This is a genomic window from Ruegeria sp. AK11 (genome assembly GCF_056541095.1).
In genome coordinates, this window is sequence record NZ_JBQFXU010000004.1 from 211,180 (window position 1) to 228,954 (window position 17,775).

At 57.0% G+C, this 17,775-nt stretch carries 18 protein-coding genes; 7 read left to right on the forward strand and 11 right to left on the reverse strand.

Annotated features, from left to right (window positions below; translation table 11 throughout):
• Nucleotides 1-151: 151 nt before the first annotated feature.
• Entirely contained in the window at nucleotides 152-1,009 is an 858-nt protein-coding gene (locus tag ACR0D9_RS12775; protein ID WP_480539032.1) for a DUF2189 domain-containing protein, read from the forward strand.
• Between the two features lie 30 nt (nucleotides 1,010-1,039).
• On the opposite strand, the gene ACR0D9_RS12780 is transcribed toward ACR0D9_RS12775, so the two are convergent.
• Nucleotides 1,040-2,026, reverse strand: coding sequence for an NAD(P)H-quinone oxidoreductase (locus tag ACR0D9_RS12780; RefSeq protein WP_480539034.1), 987 nt, complete (start codon nucleotides 2,024-2,026; stop codon nucleotides 1,040-1,042).
• A gap of 61 nt (nucleotides 2,027-2,087) precedes the next feature.
• The gene (locus tag ACR0D9_RS12785; protein ID WP_480483033.1) at nucleotides 2,088-2,780 is read right to left on the reverse strand and encodes a COQ9 family protein; all 693 of its coding nucleotides are present in this window, start codon (nucleotides 2,778-2,780) and stop codon (nucleotides 2,088-2,090) included.
• Nucleotides 2,781-2,891: 111 nt separating this feature from the next.
• Between ACR0D9_RS12785 and rpsU the strand changes: the two genes are divergently transcribed.
• Together rpsU and ACR0D9_RS12795 are read left to right on the forward strand one after the other, a co-directional pair.
• Complete coding sequence (rpsU, locus tag ACR0D9_RS12790) at nucleotides 2,892-3,098, forward strand: 30S ribosomal protein S21 (RefSeq protein WP_005614280.1); 207 nt, start codon at nucleotides 2,892-2,894, stop codon at nucleotides 3,096-3,098.
• Nucleotides 3,099-3,395: 297 nt separating this feature from the next.
• Complete coding sequence (locus tag ACR0D9_RS12795) at nucleotides 3,396-4,523, forward strand: CAP domain-containing protein (protein ID WP_480483031.1); 1,128 nt, start codon at nucleotides 3,396-3,398, stop codon at nucleotides 4,521-4,523.
• 48 nt (nucleotides 4,524-4,571) lie between these two features.
• Here the strand turns inward: ACR0D9_RS12795 and ppk2 are convergent, their stop codons facing one another.
• Complete coding sequence (gene ppk2 / locus ACR0D9_RS12800; RefSeq protein WP_209506639.1) at nucleotides 4,572-5,489, reverse strand: polyphosphate kinase 2; 918 nt, start codon at nucleotides 5,487-5,489, stop codon at nucleotides 4,572-4,574.
• Between the two features lie 273 nt (nucleotides 5,490-5,762).
• On the opposite strand from ppk2, the gene ACR0D9_RS12805 reads away from it, so the two are divergent.
• Nucleotides 5,763-6,602 (forward strand): CPBP family intramembrane glutamic endopeptidase, encoded by an 840-nt coding sequence (locus tag ACR0D9_RS12805; RefSeq protein ID WP_480486571.1) that lies wholly within the window; start codon nucleotides 5,763-5,765, stop codon nucleotides 6,600-6,602.
• A 3-nt stretch (nucleotides 6,603-6,605) separates the two neighbouring features.
• Here ACR0D9_RS12805 and ACR0D9_RS12810 read toward each other — a convergent pair whose 3' ends face one another.
• Nucleotides 6,606-7,064, reverse strand: a complete 459-nt coding sequence (locus tag ACR0D9_RS12810) for an Lrp/AsnC family transcriptional regulator (protein WP_209506641.1) — start codon at nucleotides 7,062-7,064, stop codon at nucleotides 6,606-6,608.
• 135 nt (nucleotides 7,065-7,199) lie between these two features.
• On the opposite strand from ACR0D9_RS12810, the gene ald reads away from it, so the two are divergent.
• Nucleotides 7,200-8,318 carry an alanine dehydrogenase gene (gene ald, locus ACR0D9_RS12815; protein WP_480539036.1) on the forward strand — a complete coding sequence of 373 codons (1,119 nt, stop codon included), beginning with the start codon at nucleotides 7,200-7,202 and terminating at the stop codon, nucleotides 8,316-8,318.
• A gap of 161 nt (nucleotides 8,319-8,479) precedes the next feature.
• Here the strand turns inward: ald and ACR0D9_RS12820 are convergent, their stop codons facing one another.
• Nucleotides 8,480-9,268 (reverse strand): mechanosensitive ion channel family protein, encoded by a 789-nt coding sequence (locus ACR0D9_RS12820; RefSeq protein ID WP_480483360.1) that lies wholly within the window; start codon nucleotides 9,266-9,268, stop codon nucleotides 8,480-8,482.
• Nucleotides 9,269-9,398: 130 nt separating this feature from the next.
• Nucleotides 9,399-9,827, reverse strand: a complete 429-nt coding sequence (gene mscL / locus ACR0D9_RS12825) for a large conductance mechanosensitive channel protein MscL (RefSeq protein ID WP_480483027.1) — start codon at nucleotides 9,825-9,827, stop codon at nucleotides 9,399-9,401.
• Between the two features lie 142 nt (nucleotides 9,828-9,969).
• Here mscL and ACR0D9_RS12830 point away from each other — a divergent pair, with 142 nt between their 5' ends.
• Nucleotides 9,970-10,668 (forward strand): glutathione S-transferase N-terminal domain-containing protein, encoded by a 699-nt coding sequence (locus tag ACR0D9_RS12830; protein WP_480486569.1) that lies wholly within the window; start codon nucleotides 9,970-9,972, stop codon nucleotides 10,666-10,668.
• Nucleotides 10,669-10,715: 47 nt separating this feature from the next.
• On the opposite strand, the gene ACR0D9_RS12835 is transcribed toward ACR0D9_RS12830, so the two are convergent.
• Together ACR0D9_RS12835 and ACR0D9_RS12840 are read right to left on the reverse strand one after the other, a co-directional pair.
• The gene (locus tag ACR0D9_RS12835; protein WP_480486567.1) at nucleotides 10,716-11,165 is read right to left on the reverse strand and encodes a YtoQ family protein; all 450 of its coding nucleotides are present in this window, start codon (nucleotides 11,163-11,165) and stop codon (nucleotides 10,716-10,718) included.
• A gap of 74 nt (nucleotides 11,166-11,239) precedes the next feature.
• Nucleotides 11,240-11,872 carry a methyltransferase domain-containing protein gene (locus ACR0D9_RS12840; RefSeq protein WP_480486566.1) on the reverse strand — a complete coding sequence of 211 codons (633 nt, stop codon included), beginning with the start codon at nucleotides 11,870-11,872 and terminating at the stop codon, nucleotides 11,240-11,242.
• An 86-nt stretch (nucleotides 11,873-11,958) separates the two neighbouring features.
• On the opposite strand from ACR0D9_RS12840, the gene ACR0D9_RS12845 reads away from it, so the two are divergent.
• Nucleotides 11,959-12,843, forward strand: coding sequence for a LysR family transcriptional regulator (locus ACR0D9_RS12845; protein WP_480539038.1), 885 nt, complete (start codon nucleotides 11,959-11,961; stop codon nucleotides 12,841-12,843).
• A 42-nt stretch (nucleotides 12,844-12,885) separates the two neighbouring features.
• Here the strand turns inward: ACR0D9_RS12845 and pheT are convergent, their stop codons facing one another.
• The 3 genes from pheT to pheS all read right to left on the reverse strand — a co-directional run bounded on the left by pheT (nucleotide 12,886) and on the right by pheS (nucleotide 17,726).
• The gene (gene pheT / locus ACR0D9_RS12850; protein WP_480539040.1) at nucleotides 12,886-15,282 is read right to left on the reverse strand and encodes a phenylalanine--tRNA ligase subunit beta; all 2,397 of its coding nucleotides are present in this window, start codon (nucleotides 15,280-15,282) and stop codon (nucleotides 12,886-12,888) included.
• Between the two features lie 78 nt (nucleotides 15,283-15,360).
• Nucleotides 15,361-16,167, reverse strand: coding sequence for a CE1 family esterase (locus tag ACR0D9_RS12855; RefSeq protein WP_480539042.1), 807 nt, complete (start codon nucleotides 16,165-16,167; stop codon nucleotides 15,361-15,363).
• 485 nt (nucleotides 16,168-16,652) lie between these two features.
• Nucleotides 16,653-17,726, reverse strand: coding sequence for a phenylalanine--tRNA ligase subunit alpha (gene pheS / locus ACR0D9_RS12860; protein WP_480483013.1), 1,074 nt, complete (start codon nucleotides 17,724-17,726; stop codon nucleotides 16,653-16,655).
• Nucleotides 17,727-17,775: the final 49 nt, after the last annotated feature.

The window sequence follows — 17,775 nt, forward strand, 5'->3', positions numbered from 1 at the left end:
CACAGGGCAATCCGTCCGATGCCGGAGTATTGATCCAGATTTCGCAAATTTATGTTATACTGAGGTATGGCGTTGCCGGTTGGACCGGCCACGGGCAACTGAATGCCGGATCCGTTCCGCGGCGCAAGTCTCGCCAGGGAAGGGTGAAGAAATGGCTAAGACAATCGGAAATCCGATCAGCTGGGCAGCCCAGGCACTGGGCGCCACAAGTGACCACGTCACCGAAAGCGTCTCGCAACTTGGCAGTGCAGATCCAACGCAAGTACCAATGGTGCAGACCTTGACCCTGCAAGACCTACGGGCCTGCCTGAGGGCGGGGTATCAGGATTTTCTCGAAACCCGAGCGGATGTCGTATTCATTGTCCTGGTTTATCCGATCGCCGGGCTTTTGATGTTCGGCTTTGCCCTGAACGCCAATCTGGTTCCGCTTCTGGCCCCTCTGGTCGCTGGCTTCGCGCTGATCGGACCTGTTGCGGCCGTGGGCCTCTATGAGATCAGCCGTAAACGTGAACAGGGCAGCGAGGTTCACTGGCTGGACGCATTTGGTGTGCTTCGATCGCCGTCGTTCGGAGCAATTCTGGTTTTGGGGTTTTACCTAGTAATGCTGCTGCTGCTTTGGCTAATGGTGGCGCAAAGCATTCACACCTACACGATGGGCCCCGAGGTTCCTGCGTCGCTCAGCGCATTTGCCACACAGGTGTTCACGACCTCTGCGGGCTGGACGATGGTCATTGTCGGAACTGCGGTTGGGTTTGTTTTCGCCCTTTGCGCTCTGGCGATCAGCGTGGTCAGTTTTCCCTTACTGCTGGACCGCAAAGTGGGCCTGCCGGTTGCTGTTGTGACATCATTTAGGGTGCTGCGTCACAACCCCGGAGTCATTCTGACATGGGGACTCATCGTGGCAGTGCTTTTATTCCTGGGGGCTTTGCCATTGCTGTTGGGGCTTATCGTGGTGATGCCCGTTCTGGGTCATGCCACGTGGCATCTGTATCGCCGCGCCGTTGCGTGAACGCGCGGGACACGCCCGCGCATTCAAAACTCAACCCGCGATCTTCAGAACAATCTTCCCAATATGGCCCGAGCTTTCCATGCGCGCATGGGCGGCGGCTGCCTCGGTCAGATCAAACTCGCTGTCCATCACGGGCGCAACTTTTCCGGCATCCAACAGAGGCCAGACAGCTTCGCGCAGGTCCTGCGCGATTTGCGCCTTGGCCAGATCGCTTTGCGGGCGCAGGGTGCTGCCGGTCAGGGTCAGACGCTTGACCATCATCAGGGCAAAGTTCAGCTCGACCACAGGCCCTTGCAGAAACGCGATTTGCACCAGCCGCCCATCCTCGGCCAGAGCTTTAACGTTGCGCGGAATGTAACCACCGCCAACCATATCAAGGATCAGGTTTGCCCCACCTTCGGCGCGCATGGCTGCTACGAAATCCTCGTTTCGATAGTTGATCGCCTTTTCCGCGCCCAGCTTGACGCAAGCCTCACATTTCTCATCCGACCCAGCCGTGGCAAAAACGCGCGCGCCAAAGGCATTGGCCAGTTGGATTGCCGTCGTACCAATCCCACTGGACCCACCGTGAACCAAAAAGCGTTCACCTGCCTTCAACCCGCCACGCATGAACACGTTGGACCAGACTGTAAAGAATGTCTCGGGCAGACACGCTGCCTCTTTCATTCCCATACCTGCAGGCACTGGCAAACAATGGGCCGCTGGGGTCGAAACGTATTCCGCATATCCTCCGCCCGGCAGCAGTGCGCAGACCCGATCGCCGACAGACAGTCCTTCAACCCCCGCACCAACTGAAACCACTTCGCCCGAAGCCTCAAGCCCCGGCAGGTCGCTGGCACCCGGCGGAGGATCGTAAGCGCCCGCGCGTTGCAAAGCGTCGGGGCGGTTCACCCCGGCATAGGCCACTTTCAATACAACCTGTCCGGCCCCCGGCTTAGGGATATGGCGTTCGGTCAGCTGCAAAACATCGGGACCACCCGGTTGAGTGATCTCAACAGCACGCATCATTTGGGTCATAGGCACCTCCTTTGCCCAATGCCTAACAGGCATCAGAGGCAAGGCCCAGCACCAAGACGCGTTACTTTCTGGGGTTCAACATGCCTGGCAGATCACCCCGCATCTTGGACGGTGCCCTCACCTGACCCGCCAGCCAGTTCGGAACTGCAAGAAAGGGTTTCAACACCGGGTTGTCACGCACCTGAGCCTTGAGCTTTTCGAACTCCATGACATTTGCGATCCGGCGATCCAGAAACTCCCACGTGCGCTGATGGTTCGGGCTGTCATCGCCCAGCCAGAACAGCAAGGTCGAGGAATAGACCCCCGACAAGGTTGCCCGTTTGGTGTACCAGTTCACATCTTCTGACGTATCGCCCAGCGTGTCCCAGATCAGATCGCAGGTCTGCCATAACGCCTTGGCCCCATCGGCCGCATATGCTGGCAGGGAAAACAGCGTCATGCCCCGGCGCACCAGCTCTTTGTCTTCAACAGCCTGCAACCGGAACCTGACCGCAGCGGCAATCTTATCGCGGAATTTTAGACCGCTCATGTCCTCGGACCTGAGGCGGTCCAGCATCACCTGATCGCCGCGCGCATGAAAGGCCAGTGCCAGATCAACCGCCCCGCGCGGGCAAATTGCACGTGCCAAACCGTCATCCAGACCACAATCGGAAACCGAGGCGCGAAAGCTGGTTTCCGACCAGCCGTCGAAAGGAACATGATTCAGCATCGCGTCCAAAAGCTGCCGTTTTGCATCTTCATATGTTGTGGTCATGACGGTTCTCCGGTTGTCAGGTCCAGTACTAGACAAGTTAGGGCGGCTTTGCTATACGGCCAACTCCTGCAATTTCCTTGCAACTCTATCTAGAAAGGTGGTGACAACCACATGCAGGTTAGTGTTCGCGACAATAACGTCGATCAGGCGCTTCGTGCCCTGAAGAAAAAGCTGCAGCGCGAAGGCGTGTTCCGTGAAATGAAGCTCAAGCAACATTTCGAGAAACCGTCCGAGAAGAAAGCGCGCGAGAAAGCTGAAGCGATTCGCCGTGCCCGTAAACTGGCGCGCAAGAAAGCCCAGCGCGAAGGTCTGCTCTGAGATCTTTGATTTCGTCCAGCTTTGGATGACACTATTTGACGACCCCCGAGGCATGGCCCGGGGGTTTGTCGTTTCAGGGCTCGGATACAATCCGCCGACTCGTGGTTCAGGTTGTGCGGCAAGCTGCCATTTCCGTACAGGCAGTGTTTTGCCCGGCGCTTTGCAGCGCAGCGAATCTCGTCTCGGTAGCATCGGGCCGCCAAAACTCGCCTGAATTGCGCCGCCCTCTATCACCCGCGACGTCCCCGCCTCTAAGTGAGCCCGTCCGCAAGGACACAAACACAAACGGAGGCAAATATGTCGACTGCAAGTACAAACGAACGCGAGATGCTGGCGCTGATAAACCAGGAGCGCACGTCCCGCGGTCTCAACCCGCTGCAACTTGAAACGCAGCTGAACGACTCGTCCGAAGATCACAGCACCTGGATGCTGAATACAGACACCTTCAGCCACACCGGTTCAGGCGGTTCCAGCGCAACCCAGCGGATGCAAAACGCGGGGTTCGATCTTGAAGGAAGCTGGCGCACCGGGGAAAACATCGCATGGCAGTCCGAACGCGGCGCGCCGGGTATCAGCGACGATGTCGCCCAGTTGCATCAAAACCTGATGAACAGTCCGGGTCACCGCGCCAATATCCTAAACCCGGATTTCAAATATATCGGGATCGGGATCGAAGCCGGTGACATGCAGGGCTTCGATGCGGTGATGGTTACGCAAAACTTTGCCGCAACCGACGCGGCTGTCATGCTGGACAACGGCAATACAAACGCGCCGCCCGTTCCCCCGACAACACCGGATGAAGTTGCAGAGCCCGAGGAACCGGAAACCGAAACCCCAGATACTGACGTCACCGAGACCGAGGAGCCTGGGACTGAGACCCCCGAAACCGAGGAGCCGACACCCGAGACACCGGACACCGACGTCACAGAGACGGAAGAACCGGACCCCGAAACGCCTGATACCGACGTCACTGAGACCGAAGAACCGGAACCTGAAACCCCCGGTACCGAGGAACCAACACCCGAAACACCGGACACTGACGTAACCGAAGCTGAAGAACCGGAACCTGAAGCGCCCGATACTGACGTAACCGAAACCGGGGAACCGCAACCTGAAACACCCGATACCGAAGTCGTGGATGGCGGTGAGCCGGAAGCCTTCTGCTTTGACATTCAGGCCTTTCTGGATGAAATCGCCAGCTTCCTTGAAAACCTGCAAGCGCAGTTAGACGAGTTTGATTGGGCCGACGACATGAATGACGGCACTGATGTGGCAGATGTCGACGACGTCGATATCATGCCGACCCTAGATACCACCCCGGAGACCGAGATTGAGCCTGTCGACACCGAAACAGCCGAAGACGATGGCTGCGATGTCTTCATGATCAATATCTTCACCCATGACTGCATGATGGATGCAGCCTGATCACTTGAAATTGTGCGAGGTCGGCCCTGCCGGCCTCGCATGCGTTACTCAGTAAATCTTTGGGACGTAAAGCTCGTCTGGCAAAACCCGCCGCTCGTATTCAGGATTGTACCGACGGTCCGGCAAATTGACCTTTTCCTGTGGCACGTCTTCGTAGGGGATTCTGGTCAACAGATGCTCAATACAATTCAGACGTTCGCGTTTCTTGTCATTGCCCTCAACGATATACCACGGCGCTTCGGGTATGTTGGTTCGGAACAACATGTCTTCCTTGGCCTTCGTATACGCCTCCCAGCGAATACGGGATTCAAGATCCATCGGTGACAGTTTCCACTGTTTCATCGGGTCGTGAATACGCATGAGGAACCGCAGTTGCTGCTCTTCATCCGTGATCGAAAACCAGTATTTCAGCAGAATGATCCCTGACCGGACCAGCATCCGTTCAAATTCGGGAACGTCCTGAAAGAACTGTTCGACCTGATCCTCGGACGCAAAGCCCATCACCCGTTCAACCCCTGCCCGGTTGTACCACGAGCGGTCGAACAACACGATTTCACCCGCGGCAGGCAGATGCGGCACGTAGCGTTGAAAGTACCATTGGCTCTGCTCGCGGCGACTGGGCGCTGGCAGAGCAACCACACGGGCGACACGGGGGTTCAGACGCTGCGTGATCCGTTTGATCACGCCCCCCTTGCCCGCACTGTCACGGCCTTCAAACAGGATACAAACCTTGGCACCAGTGTGCTGCACCCAATCCTGCACCTTGATCAACTCGGCCTGCAATCGCAGCAGGTTTCGGAAATAGACCTTGCGATCCAGCATTTCGGGGTGCTGGTCCCGATAGATTTTGCGGACTTCCATCGACAGCATAGGCTCGCTGAACTCGATCTCGAAATCTTCGTCCAGCGTGTCTTCCAACTCGGCCTCAAGCCAGTTCTTGGTGCCCCCATCGTTTTCGTAAGCCAAGATCAGCTCCTTCTCAGTCATCGGGTTCGAACCATATCGGGCCTGTGTAACCGCCTGATGTCATCAGATAAATTGAAGCCGATCCGTTGCAGCAGTCTCAATCGGAAATCAGGGTCTGGACGGGTATATGGTCTTTTACCCGAATGTGTACGTCTGGCCCAAAGGATACAAGCACAAGAATTGACACAAGGCATCAGTCGCGCGCTTTCTAGTTGCTTGCATTGCCTTGTTTTTGTGCAGCATGACTGAGTCCACAATTCAGACGAGAACGCCGTGACGTTTTTCTTTTCGACATTGCCGGTCACCTGGCCCTGGCTGATCTTGATCACAGCGCAAGTCGCGGCGATGGGGCGACGATCCGGACTTGCGTATGCCCTGCTGATTCTGTTCGTCAGTGTCGCCTCGGTTACCGGACTGATGTCACCGACAGCAATCGTGGCGGTGGCGCTTGGTCTGATCGTGGCCTTCTTCCTCCCACGCCATACAGGTCTGCTGGCTATTGCGGGGCATACGCTGTTGATCCTGTGGTGCCTGGCATTGGGGGCACATCTGTTGCCAGGATTCAACAATTTGAAACTGCTGGATCAGGTGCAGGCAAGTGCCTCGAGCACAAGTTTCACACTGCACCTGAATCTGGACAAACCCATGGTCTTCTTTGCCGTTCTTCTGGCTTGGCCCGGAATGCTGAACAGCCCAATCAAGACCAGAATAAAACCTTTGCTAGCGGGTTTTCTGATTCTGCCCGGCCTGTTTCTGCTGGGTCTATCGCTGGGCGCCGTGCGCATGGACCTCTCAGCCCCTTATTGGTGGCTGGTATTTTGCCTGTCCAACCTGTTTCTGACTTGTCTTACGGAAGAGGCGTTCTTTCGCGGCTACTTGCAGTCGGCCATTACCTTGCGCCTTGGGGCAACAGGCGGTCTGGTCGCTGCCAGCCTGCTCTTTGGATTGGCGCATATCGGCGGAGGACCCGCGCTTGTGGTATTCGCATCCCTTCTCGGGCTGGGGTGCGGGTTGGGATATTTTGCAACCGGTCGGCTTTGGGTGCCTGTTGCGATGCATTTCGGGTTCAATCTGACCCACCTGCTGCTGTTCACCTATCCCGGCCCGTTATGACGGTCAGACCGGCAAGGCCGTGGTCTTGAACACGGTACGCAGCGCAAATGAACTTTGCATCTGCGCCACCCCAGGCAAGCGCGACAAGTATTGCCGGTGGATACGCGCGAAATCTTCTGTGTTTTCCGCCACGACCTTCAGAATGTAGTCTGCGGTTCCGGCCATCAGATGGCACTCCAGCACATCTGGTATTCGGGCCACCGCCTTTTCGAACACATCCAGAACCTCTTCGGCCTGGCCTTGTAGCGTGATCTCGACAAAGACGGTGGTAGGCACGTTCATTTTCCGCGCATCCAGCAGAGCCACATAGTTGCGGATATAGCCGTCAACCTCCAATCGTTGAACGCGGCGGTGGCACGCAGATGGAGACAGGTTGACCTGTTCAGACAGTTCCGAATTCGACATCCTGCCATTCTTCTGAAGTGCGGCCAGAATCTTTCGATCAGTCGTGTCCAGGCTCATTCCTGCAATTCCTTTGCGAGTTTTTTGAATAGTACGGGAAATTCTTCCAAAGAAAAGTCTACCGACACGTTTTCTTTCACAGAAATTGCGCCACGAAATGCACATAATTTAAGCAGCTTATGAACGGAGAGCCCAATGAAAATCGGTTGCCCCAAGGAAATCAAACCTCAGGAATTCCGCGTCGGGATGACGCCCAATGCTGCTCAGGAAGCGGTCGCTCGCGGACACCAAGTCCTGATCGAGTCCGGCGCGGGCATCGGCGCAGGCTTCGACAATGACGCCTATGTCGCCGCAGGCGCGCAAATTATCGACACCGCGGAAGAGGTGTTTGCCACCGCCGACATGATCGTCAAGGTCAAGGAACCGCAGGCCGTGGAACGCAAGATGCTGCGTGAAGACCAGCTGCTGTTCACCTATCTGCACCTGGCTCCGGATCCGGATCAGACGCATGACCTGCTGGAATCGGGTTGTACCGCAATTGCCTACGAAACCGTAACGGATGCCAACGGCGGCCTGCCGCTGCTGGCACCTATGTCCGAGGTCGCCGGTCGTCTGGCCCCTCAGGTCGGATCCTGGACCCTGCAGAAGGCCAATGGCGGCCGTGGGGTTCTGATGGGTGGCGTTCCCGGCGTCGGCCCGGCCAAAGTTGTTGTGATTGGCGGCGGTGTCGTCGGGACACACGCGGCCAAGATTGCCGCCGGAATGGGGGCTGATGTCACCGTTCTGGATCAGTCGCTGCCGCGCCTTCGCTATCTGGACGATGTCTTTGGCGGAACTTTCAAGAACCAGTATTCGACAGCAGGCGCGACCGCTGAACTGATCCAGGACGCCGATATGGTCATCGGTGCTGTTCTGATCCCCGGCGCAGCCGCACCGAAACTGGTGTCGCGCGCTCAACTGTCGACGATGAAACCCGGCGCAGTACTGGTGGATGTCGCCATCGACCAAGGCGGGTGCTTTGAAACGTCAAAAGCCACCACCCATGCCGATCCGATCTACGATGTCGATGGCATTATGCATTACTGCGTTGCCAACATGCCGGGTGCTGTCGCGCGCACTTCGACCATCGCACTGGGCAATGCCACAATGCCGTTCATGTTGTCGTTGGCCGACAAAGGATGGAAACAGGCATGTCAGGACGATCCGCACCTGATGGAAGGTCTGAACGTTCATGCTGGTAAACTGACCTACTATGCCGTTGGCAAGGCCCTTGGCATCGACGTCGTTTCGCCAAACGTGGTGGTCAAATCGTAAGCGCCTCCACTCCTGAAGTTGCCTGTTGATGGTAATTTTCAGGGTGGCGCGGTCGGTATCGAACCGACGACTTTCACAAAAAAGGGCACCGCGTTTCTGCGCGGTGCCCTTCTCAATGCGCGGAAAGGATGAATGCTCGCCCAAACAATGGGCGCCAGCTGTCACCCCTGTTTCTGAATTTCGACCGAATGCGGATACGGAATCGAAACACCTTTGGCGTCAAACGCCTCTTTCACCGCCTTCGTAAGCTCGAACTTGACGTCCCAGTAATCGGCTGCCGCACACCATAGCCGCGCAGTCAGATCGACTGAGCTGTCGCCCAGATTCGTGACCCGCACCCAGGGTTCAGGATCGCTGTGAATGCGCTGGTCTGCCTTGGCCACATCCAGAATGATCTGCATGGCGGTATCTGCGCTGTCCCCGTAATCAATTCCAAACACCAGATCGACACGACGTGTGTCGTGGGCTGAATAATTGGTTATGATCGACCCCCATGCCTGACCGTTTGGAACAATGATCTGCACGTTGTCGGGAGTCACAAGCTCGGTCGTGAACAGGCTCAGATCCATAACGGTTCCTGCCGTGCCACCGATATCCACATACTGTCCAAGCTTGTAGGGTCGGAAAACCACCAACATCACACCGGCCGCAAGATCACTCAGTGTACCCTGAAGTGCCAACCCAACAGCCAGTGACGCAGCGCCCAGAATGGCGACGATACTGGTGGCTTCTATCCCGAAGATCCCCAGAACTGCGACCAGAACTATGGCCAGAATTGCCCACTTGATCACACTGGCGGCAAAATTTCCGAGTGTCGGGTCGATCTGCGGCGTTCTGTTGATCCGGCGGCGTACAACACCCGCGATCATTCGGGCGGCGATCCAACCCAGAACAAGAACGATCAGAGCCTTCGCTGCATTCAAGGCAATGGGCAAGTATTGATTGGCCATACCAATCGCCTGCTCAGCCAAGTCGGCGGTTTGTTCCATCTCGAATTTCCTCGTGTTTTCTGTTCGTCAATTCTAATAAAACAGGCTCCGCGATTGGTGCGGAGCCCGATGTCGCAACGAAACGACAGATCTACTTCTTCAAAGCGTCCCGGATTTCCATCAGGATGTCCAGTTCGCTGGGACCTGCGGGTGCCTCTTCAACCGCTTCTTCCTCTGCTTCGGCAGCGTCTTTGACCTTGTTCACCATTTTTACCAGCATGAAGACGACCCAGGCGATGATCAGGAAATTGATAATAGCCATTATGAAAGCACCATAGGCAAAGACGGATGCGCCTGCTTCACGTGCCGCTTCAAGGCTGGCACCTTCGGCCACGTCACCTGCCAGAACGGCGTAGTTGTTCGTAAAGTCGATACCCCCTGTGAACAATCCAATAAGCGGATTGATCAGATCGCCCACCAACGAGGTAACGATTGCAGTAAATGCGGCACCGATAATGATACCGACCGCCATGTCCATGACATTGCCCTTGGCAATGAAAGTCTTGAATTCTTCCAGCATAGCATCCCTCTTGTTTTTTTAGACCACGCCTCTGTTCACGCATGAGCGCATAGGAATTGTGCGTTAAACGCATGAAGAAGGGTATGTTTTTTAGGGGAAAGCCACCCTATTTTTCCCCAAACGGCATTACTCAGGGGGTTTCATGTCTCAACTTGCACCTTTTTTCGTAACCGACAGATGGCCTGCGAAGAATCCCAGCATCCTTCAACTCTACTCCTATCCAACACCAAACGGCGTTAAAGCCTCGATCATGCTTGAGGAAACCGGCCTGCCCTATGAGGCGCATCTGGTGACACTGGCAGATGCTGATGTTAAAAGCTCCGAGTTCCTGTCGCTGAACCCGAACAACAAGATCCCGGCGATAATCGACCCCGACGGCCCGGATGGTGTGCCGCTGGCCCTGTTCGAAAGCGGTGCCATCCTTCTGTATCTGGCCGAAAAAACAGGTAAGTTCCTGGGTCAAAGCGCAGCAGACAAGCACCGGATCACCCAATGGCTGATGTTTCAGATGGGCGGTATCGGGCCAATGTTTGGCCAGCTCGGGTTTTTCTACAAGTTCGCTGGCAGCGAGATAGAAGATCCGCGCCCGCGCGAGCGTTACATCAACGAAGCCAAGCGCCTGCTGAACGTAGTGAACACGCAACTGGAAGGACAGGACTGGATCGCGGGCGAATATTCCATCGCGGATATCGCGCTTGCTCCGTGGCTGAATGCGCTGGATTTCTATGGCGCGAAGGATGTGGTTGATTGGAACGGCTATTCCAATGTCGTCGCTTATGTCGATCGCTTCTTCCAACGCCCAGCGGTTCAGCGCGGCAAAGCCATACCGGCACGAAACTGATAACAGTTAAATGAATTGGAGCGCCAAACCGGCGCCCCTTTCATCGATCAGCCGGGCAGAGCACCTGTCAGCACGTAACGCAGAATTTCGACCACCTGAGCAGGTTCTTCCGCCACGGCCAGTGCGGCGGCATCAACCTCTTTCAGCGCGTGCTGATGATCCGGGCCGTGCAGAACGATGATAGACTTGCCCAGTGCTGCAGCGTAACCCGCGTCAAAGGCGGCGTTCCACTGTTTGTACTTGTCACCAAACCTGACGACGACAACATCCGCATCCGCAATCCCCTTGCGTGTTCGGATCGCATTGACCATCGCTCCCTTGTGGTCGTGCCAATACTTGTTCGGCTCGGCCCCCAGAATGGCCACACCACAATCATCACTGGCCGCGTGATCGGTAACGGGGCTGTTGAAGGTCACGTCCAACCCTTGCGCCCCATCGATGATCTGATCACGCCAGTCGGTGTGGATTTCTCCGGAAAGATAAACGTTCAGGCCCATGGCAAACTCCGATGTTGTTCCCGACCAATTTAAGGGTCCAACACCCAAAGCCCAACGCGAATTCCGGAAAAACCTTACATTTTACGAGCCACTAGGAATCGGCGGGCGTCACGTATTGGGAAACTGTCGCTCTCGATGATGCTGAACCCGGCGCGTTCAAGGGCCGCATCAAGATCCGCCTCAGGCAGGAATCGCACAAACGGAGCCTTACCAAAGAACTGCATGATCGGAAGCGCGAGACGAATAGCGTAATACTTCAGGCTCGCCGCGCTGGACGGCCGGCAAAAAGTTTTCGAAATAAACAGTCCGCCGGGTTTAAGGACCGAATGTATTTGGCTCAGTGTCAGATCCAGATCTTCGACCAGATGCAAAAGATTGAATGCCAGCGCCGCATCAAATGAACCCTCAGGCGGTCGATTTACATCAGCCTCGGCAAAGGTGACGTTTTCGATGCTTTGCGAAGCGGCGCTTCGACGTCCAACGGCCAACATACCGGGGGACACGTCGGTTGCAGTGATAGATCCTACATATCCGGACAGCTTCAGAGCAGTCATGCCTGTGCCGCACCCAAGTTCCAGAACATCATCGGATTTCTTCAGGTAAGACGCTGTCCGTTCCAGCGTATGCTCGTACGAAGCCATGTCTTTGATGGGCGAGCGGGCATATTTCTCGGCCACTCCATCCCAGAATTTCGCAGTGGTGGTCATTGAGGAGTCTCCTTTCGGCGAGAATTTATTCATGCGCAGACCGAATATAAATTGCCGAAATTTGCAGGTTTACTATACATTTTTGTATGAATGATTTTGGCGATTTTGATTGGAACCACATCCGGGCCTTTCTGGCGACGGCTGAAACCGGGTCATTTTCCGCAGCGGCACGGCGGCTACGGCAAACCCAGCCTACGCTTAGTCGCCAGATAGCAGCGCTTGAACAGGACTTGGGCGTGATGCTGTTTGAACGGGTTGGCAGAACTCTTGAGATCACTCAGGCTGGATTGGAGCTGCTGGATCATACTCGCAAAATGGGGGACGCCGCCAACCGCATCGCGCTGACGGCATCCGGACAGGCACAATCCATTGAAGGCCGGGTTCGTATCACTGCCAGTGACGTGATGTCGGCCTATGTCTTGCCCGACCTGCTGCGCGAAATCCGGACGCAAGCCCCGCGCCTGCGGATTGACGTGATTGCCTCAAACGATATTCAGGATCTTATGCGGCGCGAGGCAGATATCGCGATCCGCCATGTCCGTCCTGATCAACCCGACCTAATCGCGAAGCTGGTACAGGAGGCGTCGGGGCATTTCTATGCAACCACAGAGTATCTCAACCGTGCGGGACGCCCGAAATCAAAGCAGGACCTTTCACGGCATGAGTACATCAGCTTCGGCGACGACAATCAGATGATCGCCTATCTGAAACCGCTTGGCATTCACCTGACCAACGAGAATTTCCGGCTTGGGTCTCAGAACGGAATAGTGGCTTGGGAATATGCCAAACAAGGCTTTGGCATCGCGCCCATGTCTGAGACCGTCGGTGATGCGATACCAGGTATGGAGCGTGTGTGCCCCGGGATGGAGGCCATCACATTTCCGATCTGGTTGACCACGCATCGCGAGTTGCACACCAGCCGCCGCATCCGGCTGGTCTATGACTTACTGACCAAGTTCCTGTCCAAATAAAAACGCGCCCGAAGGCGCGCTTTCTATTTGAGCCTGTGAACTCTAACCGCGAAGCACCCCGCCCGTCGCCTTGGCAACCTTGGCAATGATCTTCTCGGCCACAGCTTCGATGTCTTTTTCCTTCAGCGTCACCTCAGTCGGTTGCAGGCGCACTGTAATGGCAAGGGACTTTTTGCCTTCGCCAAGGCCGCCGCCGATGAATTCGTCAAAGACACGCACGCCCTCAATCAGTGCCTTGTCAGCGCCTGCGGCTGCGTTTACCAGCGTCAGCGCTTCGACATCGGCATCGACGACAAAAGCAAAATCACGCTCGACCGCCTGCAAGTCGCGCAGTTCCAGCGCAGCGCGGGTGGCACCGGATTTGCGGGGCAAAGGCACTTCGTCCGGCCAGATGGTGAATGCCATTGCCGGACCTTTTATGTCCATGGCCTGCAAAATGCGCGGGTGCAACTCTCCGAAGACACCCAGTACTTTTTTCGGACCCAGACAGATTCTGCCATGACGACCCGGATGCCACCATGGATCGCCGTCGCGCAGAATCTGAACCTTTTCGGGCGCGCCAATGGCGGCCAGAACAGCCTCGACGTCTGCCTTGGCGTCGAACACGTCCACTGGGCGCGCAGCACCGTGCACATCCTTGGGGCCAGAACGTCCTACCAGCAGGCCGGTGATCTGGGTTTTCTGATCACCCGGCTCGCCATTGTGAAAGACCGGACCGACCTCGAACAGGGCGACGTCCGCGAATCCGCGCGCCTGATTGCGGGCGGCAGCCTGCAACAGGCCGGGCAGCAGATCGGGGCGCATATGGCTCATCTCGGATGAGATCGGGTTTTCCAGCATGGTCGTAGTATCGCCACCACCGAACAAAGCCGCCGAAGCCTGATCAATGAACGTATAACTGACGCATTCGTTATAACCCAGCGCCGCGCAGGTACGGCGCGCCATGGACTGACGGCGCTGCGCCGGGGTCATCACCGGTTTCGGTATCCCCTCGGTCACGCGCGGCAACGGCCGGCCTTGCAGCTTGGTCAAGGAAGCAATCCGCGCGACCTCTTCCACCAGATCAGCCTCGCCCAGGATATCCGGGCGCCAGCTGGGGACATGGGCCATCTCGCCTTCCAGACGAAAGCCCAGACGGGTCAGGGTCTGTCGCTGTTCGCTTTCGGGAATATCCATCCCGACCAGAGACTGCACCCTTTCCGCATTCAGCTTGTAGGCGCGCGCATGGTTCGGCGCTTTGCCAGCCTCAACCACGTTGGAGGCTTCTCCGCCGCAGATATCCAGAATCATCTGGGTCGCGTGTTCCAGCCCCTCGCGGGTGTATTCCGGGTCAACACCGCGCTCGAACCGATAGCGCGCGTCGGAATTGATCTTGAGCGCACGGCCTGTGAGCGCGATTTGCACATGATCCCAGAACGCGCTTTCGAGGAAAACGTTTACCGTTTCCTCGGTACATCCGGTTTCCTCACCGCCCATGATGCCCGCAATCGATTCCGGGCCTTTGTCATCCGAAATCACCATCATTCCGGGTTGCAGCGTGTATTCTTTTTCATCCAGCGCGACCAGCGTCTCTCCGCCTTTGGCGCGGTGCACCCGCAGGTTGCCCTGCACCTTGTCGGCGTCGAACACGTGCAACGGGCGGTTGTGATCGTAGGTCATGTAATTGGTGATATCCACCAGCGCCGAGATCGGACGCAGACCTATGGCCTTCAACTGATCCTGCAGCCATTGCGGGCTGGGGCCATTCTTCACGCCACGGATCAGACGACCGGTGAAATGCGGCGCTCCGTCCAGCGTGTCTTCTTCGATTGACACCTTGATCGGACACTCGAAATCACCCGGAACAGGCGTATAATCACGCTGCTTCAACGTGCCAATTCCACGCGCGGCCAGATCGCGCGCAATCCCTTCAACCCCCAGCGCATCCGGACGGTTCGGAGTGATCGCGATTTCGATCATCGGGTCGACTTTGGATGGGTCGTTTTCTGCAAGCCAGTCCACGAATGTATCACCCACTTCGCCCGAGGGCAGTTCGATGATGCCGTCATGTTCATCCGACAGCTCCAGCTCACGCTCGGACGCCATCATGCCAAAGCTCTCGATACCGCGGATCTTGCCGACGCTGATGGTCAGGTCCAGGCCAGGGATGTACATGCCCGGTTTGCAGACCACGACGGTGATCCCTTCACGCGCATTGGGCGCACCGCAGATGATCTGTAGCTCGCCCTCGTCCGTATCGACCTTGCAAACGCGCAGCTTGTCTGCGTCGGGGTGTTTTTCGGCGTGTTTCACATAGCCCAGTGTAAAACCTGCCAGCCGTTCGGCCGGGTTCACGATCTCTTCGACCTCAAGCCCGAGATCGGTCAGCGCCTCGGCGATTTCATCAACCGAAGCATCAGTGTCGAGGTGGTCTTTCAGCCAGGACAGAGTGAATTTCATTGCACGGGGCCTTTTTTGGCAAACATCCAGTCGGCACAGGCAATGGCAAAGAATGCGCCGGGGTGCAAGCTCTGCGCGTCACGGATACGTGGGGGTGCGGCCCAAAAGCTCATCCAGCTGCCATCCGATCCAGCCATGGGGGATGAAATGTCCACCGGGATGCGTGTCCAGCATCACCTGCCCCTGCGTGCAATCGGTCCATTCCACTCGGCTAAGGGTCAGGTACGGTTCCACACTCCAATCACCCCGCGGGGTGGCTGCATCGCAGCCGTATTTCTCACGCCACAGCGCCACCGGATACGTTGTATCGCCACCCGGACCAAACGGGAAATCCATCACCGTGTCATCTGTCCCATGGACATGCCGCACCTCTTGCGGGGCTTGCGGGCAGGTCTCGGTCTGGCGGAGTGTTCCGGCCACACCCAGCAGCGCCGCGATATCATCGCCGGTTTCGCAGACAAAGCGCCACGCCATCGCACTTCCAAAGGAATAGCCTGATACATAGATGCGGGTCGCGTCGATCGGATAGCGCCGGGCGACATCCTCAAGCACCCGGTCGGCAAAAGGCACATCATCCGAGCTTGCGGACCAGAAATCCCAGCTTTTGCCCAGACCGTTCGGGGCCACCAGCAGCACACCCCGACGTTTCGTGGCCCCGGCAATCCGTTCGTGGTTCACCACCACGGTCCCCTGCCGGGACCAGCCATGGAAATGCAGCAGCACCGGCAGAGGTGTTTCACCATCCCAGCCATCAGGTTCTAAAACGTGATACGAGCGGTCACCGAGATCACAGACAATATCGCCGTGGCATTCGGTTTTCCAGGGCCCCATGGCAAAGGCGGGCCCGGTCATCAGCAGAAGAAGGCAGAGCAATCGACAGATCATGCGCCCGACCCTAACGAGGCATTCCGCCCTGTCACTTAACATATCGGTGTGGTCCGAACGTAGGCCGGGCTTCAGCTCGGCACCCACCCATCGCACATGGCGGGCTGAAGCCCGCCCTACGTCAGGTCAAAGCATCAAGCCGCGCTTAGCAGCCAAACCAACTGCTCACCACCACTTCCAAAACCCGCAATTGCGTTTGTAAATGAGGTCCTGAGTTTTTTCTCTCTGAATTCTATCGCGCATCTGAAACACAGCAGGCCGCAAAAACTCGAAACCAGCAATTAGAATTCCGGGCAAGAACAGAAGTGCCGATGCAACAAAAGCAATCAGAACTGCAACCGGCTGGCTTTTCCAAACCCACAGCACAAAAGTTGGCGTCACAAACATCGCGAGGAACAAACACAAACACCAAAGCAGTGGATGCCTAGAAGCCTTTTGCTTCCACCAATCCTTATATGCGGTCAGCCAGTCGTCCGATGTGCTCTCTACCGCGACAAACCACCATGCAGGTTTGGCATATCCAGCGCTGCAAACCCGTAGTGGCGCAGCCAGCGCAGGTCGCTATCAAAGAACGCCCGCAAATCCGGAATGCCGTATTTCAGCATCGCCAGACGGTCGATGCCAATCCCGAACGCAAAACCCTGATAGACCTCGGGGTCGATCCCTCCAGCGGCGATCACCTTGGGGTGAACCATGCCGGAACCCAGAATCTCCATCCAGTCGTCGCCCTCGCCGATCTTCAGCTGGCCGTTATCCCACGAACAGCGGATATCGACCTCGGCCGACGGCTCGGTGAAGGGGAAGTGCGAGGCGCGGAAGCGCAGTTCGACATCATCGACCTCGAAGAATGCTTTCACGAACTCTTCCAGAACCCATTTCAGGTTCGCCATCGAGATGTCCTTGTCGATGGCCAGCCCCTCGACCTGATGGAACATCGGCGTGTGGGTCTGGTCGTAATCGGCGCGGTACACGCCGCCCGGACAGATTACGCGGATCGGTGCACCCTGTTTCTCCATCGAGCGAATCTGGACAGGCGAGGTATGGGTGCGCAGCACATGCGGCGGGCGGTCATCACCCTCGGCGCGGTGCATATAGAACGTGTCCATCTCGGCCCGTGCGGGGTGGTGACCGGGGATGTTCAGCGCGTCGAAATTGTACCAGTCGTCTTCAACACGCGGCCCTTCGGCCACCGAGAAGCCCAGTTCAGCAAAGATCGCGGTCAGTTCCTCGGTCGCCTGGCTGATCGGGTGGATTGACCCCTGACGGCGCGGGCGGGTCGGCAGGGTGACGTCCAGCCATTCGGTCCGCAGGCGCTCATCCAGTGCAACATCGGCCAGCGCGGCTTTCTTGGCGGACAGCGCCGAGTTAATCTCATCCTTCAGGGCATTCAGCGCCGGGCCTGCGACCTGACGTTCCTCGGGCGTCATCTTGCCCAGCTCGCGCATCTTCAGCGCGACCTCGCCTTTTTTGCCAACAGCCGCGACGCGGATCGCCTCAAGCGCGTTTTCGTCGCCTGCTTCGGCGATTTGGCCCAGATACTTTGCCTTAAGATCGTCCATGACGGCCCTCTGAATTTGGTCGAGAACCTGCTATCGGCCCCGCCCCGCG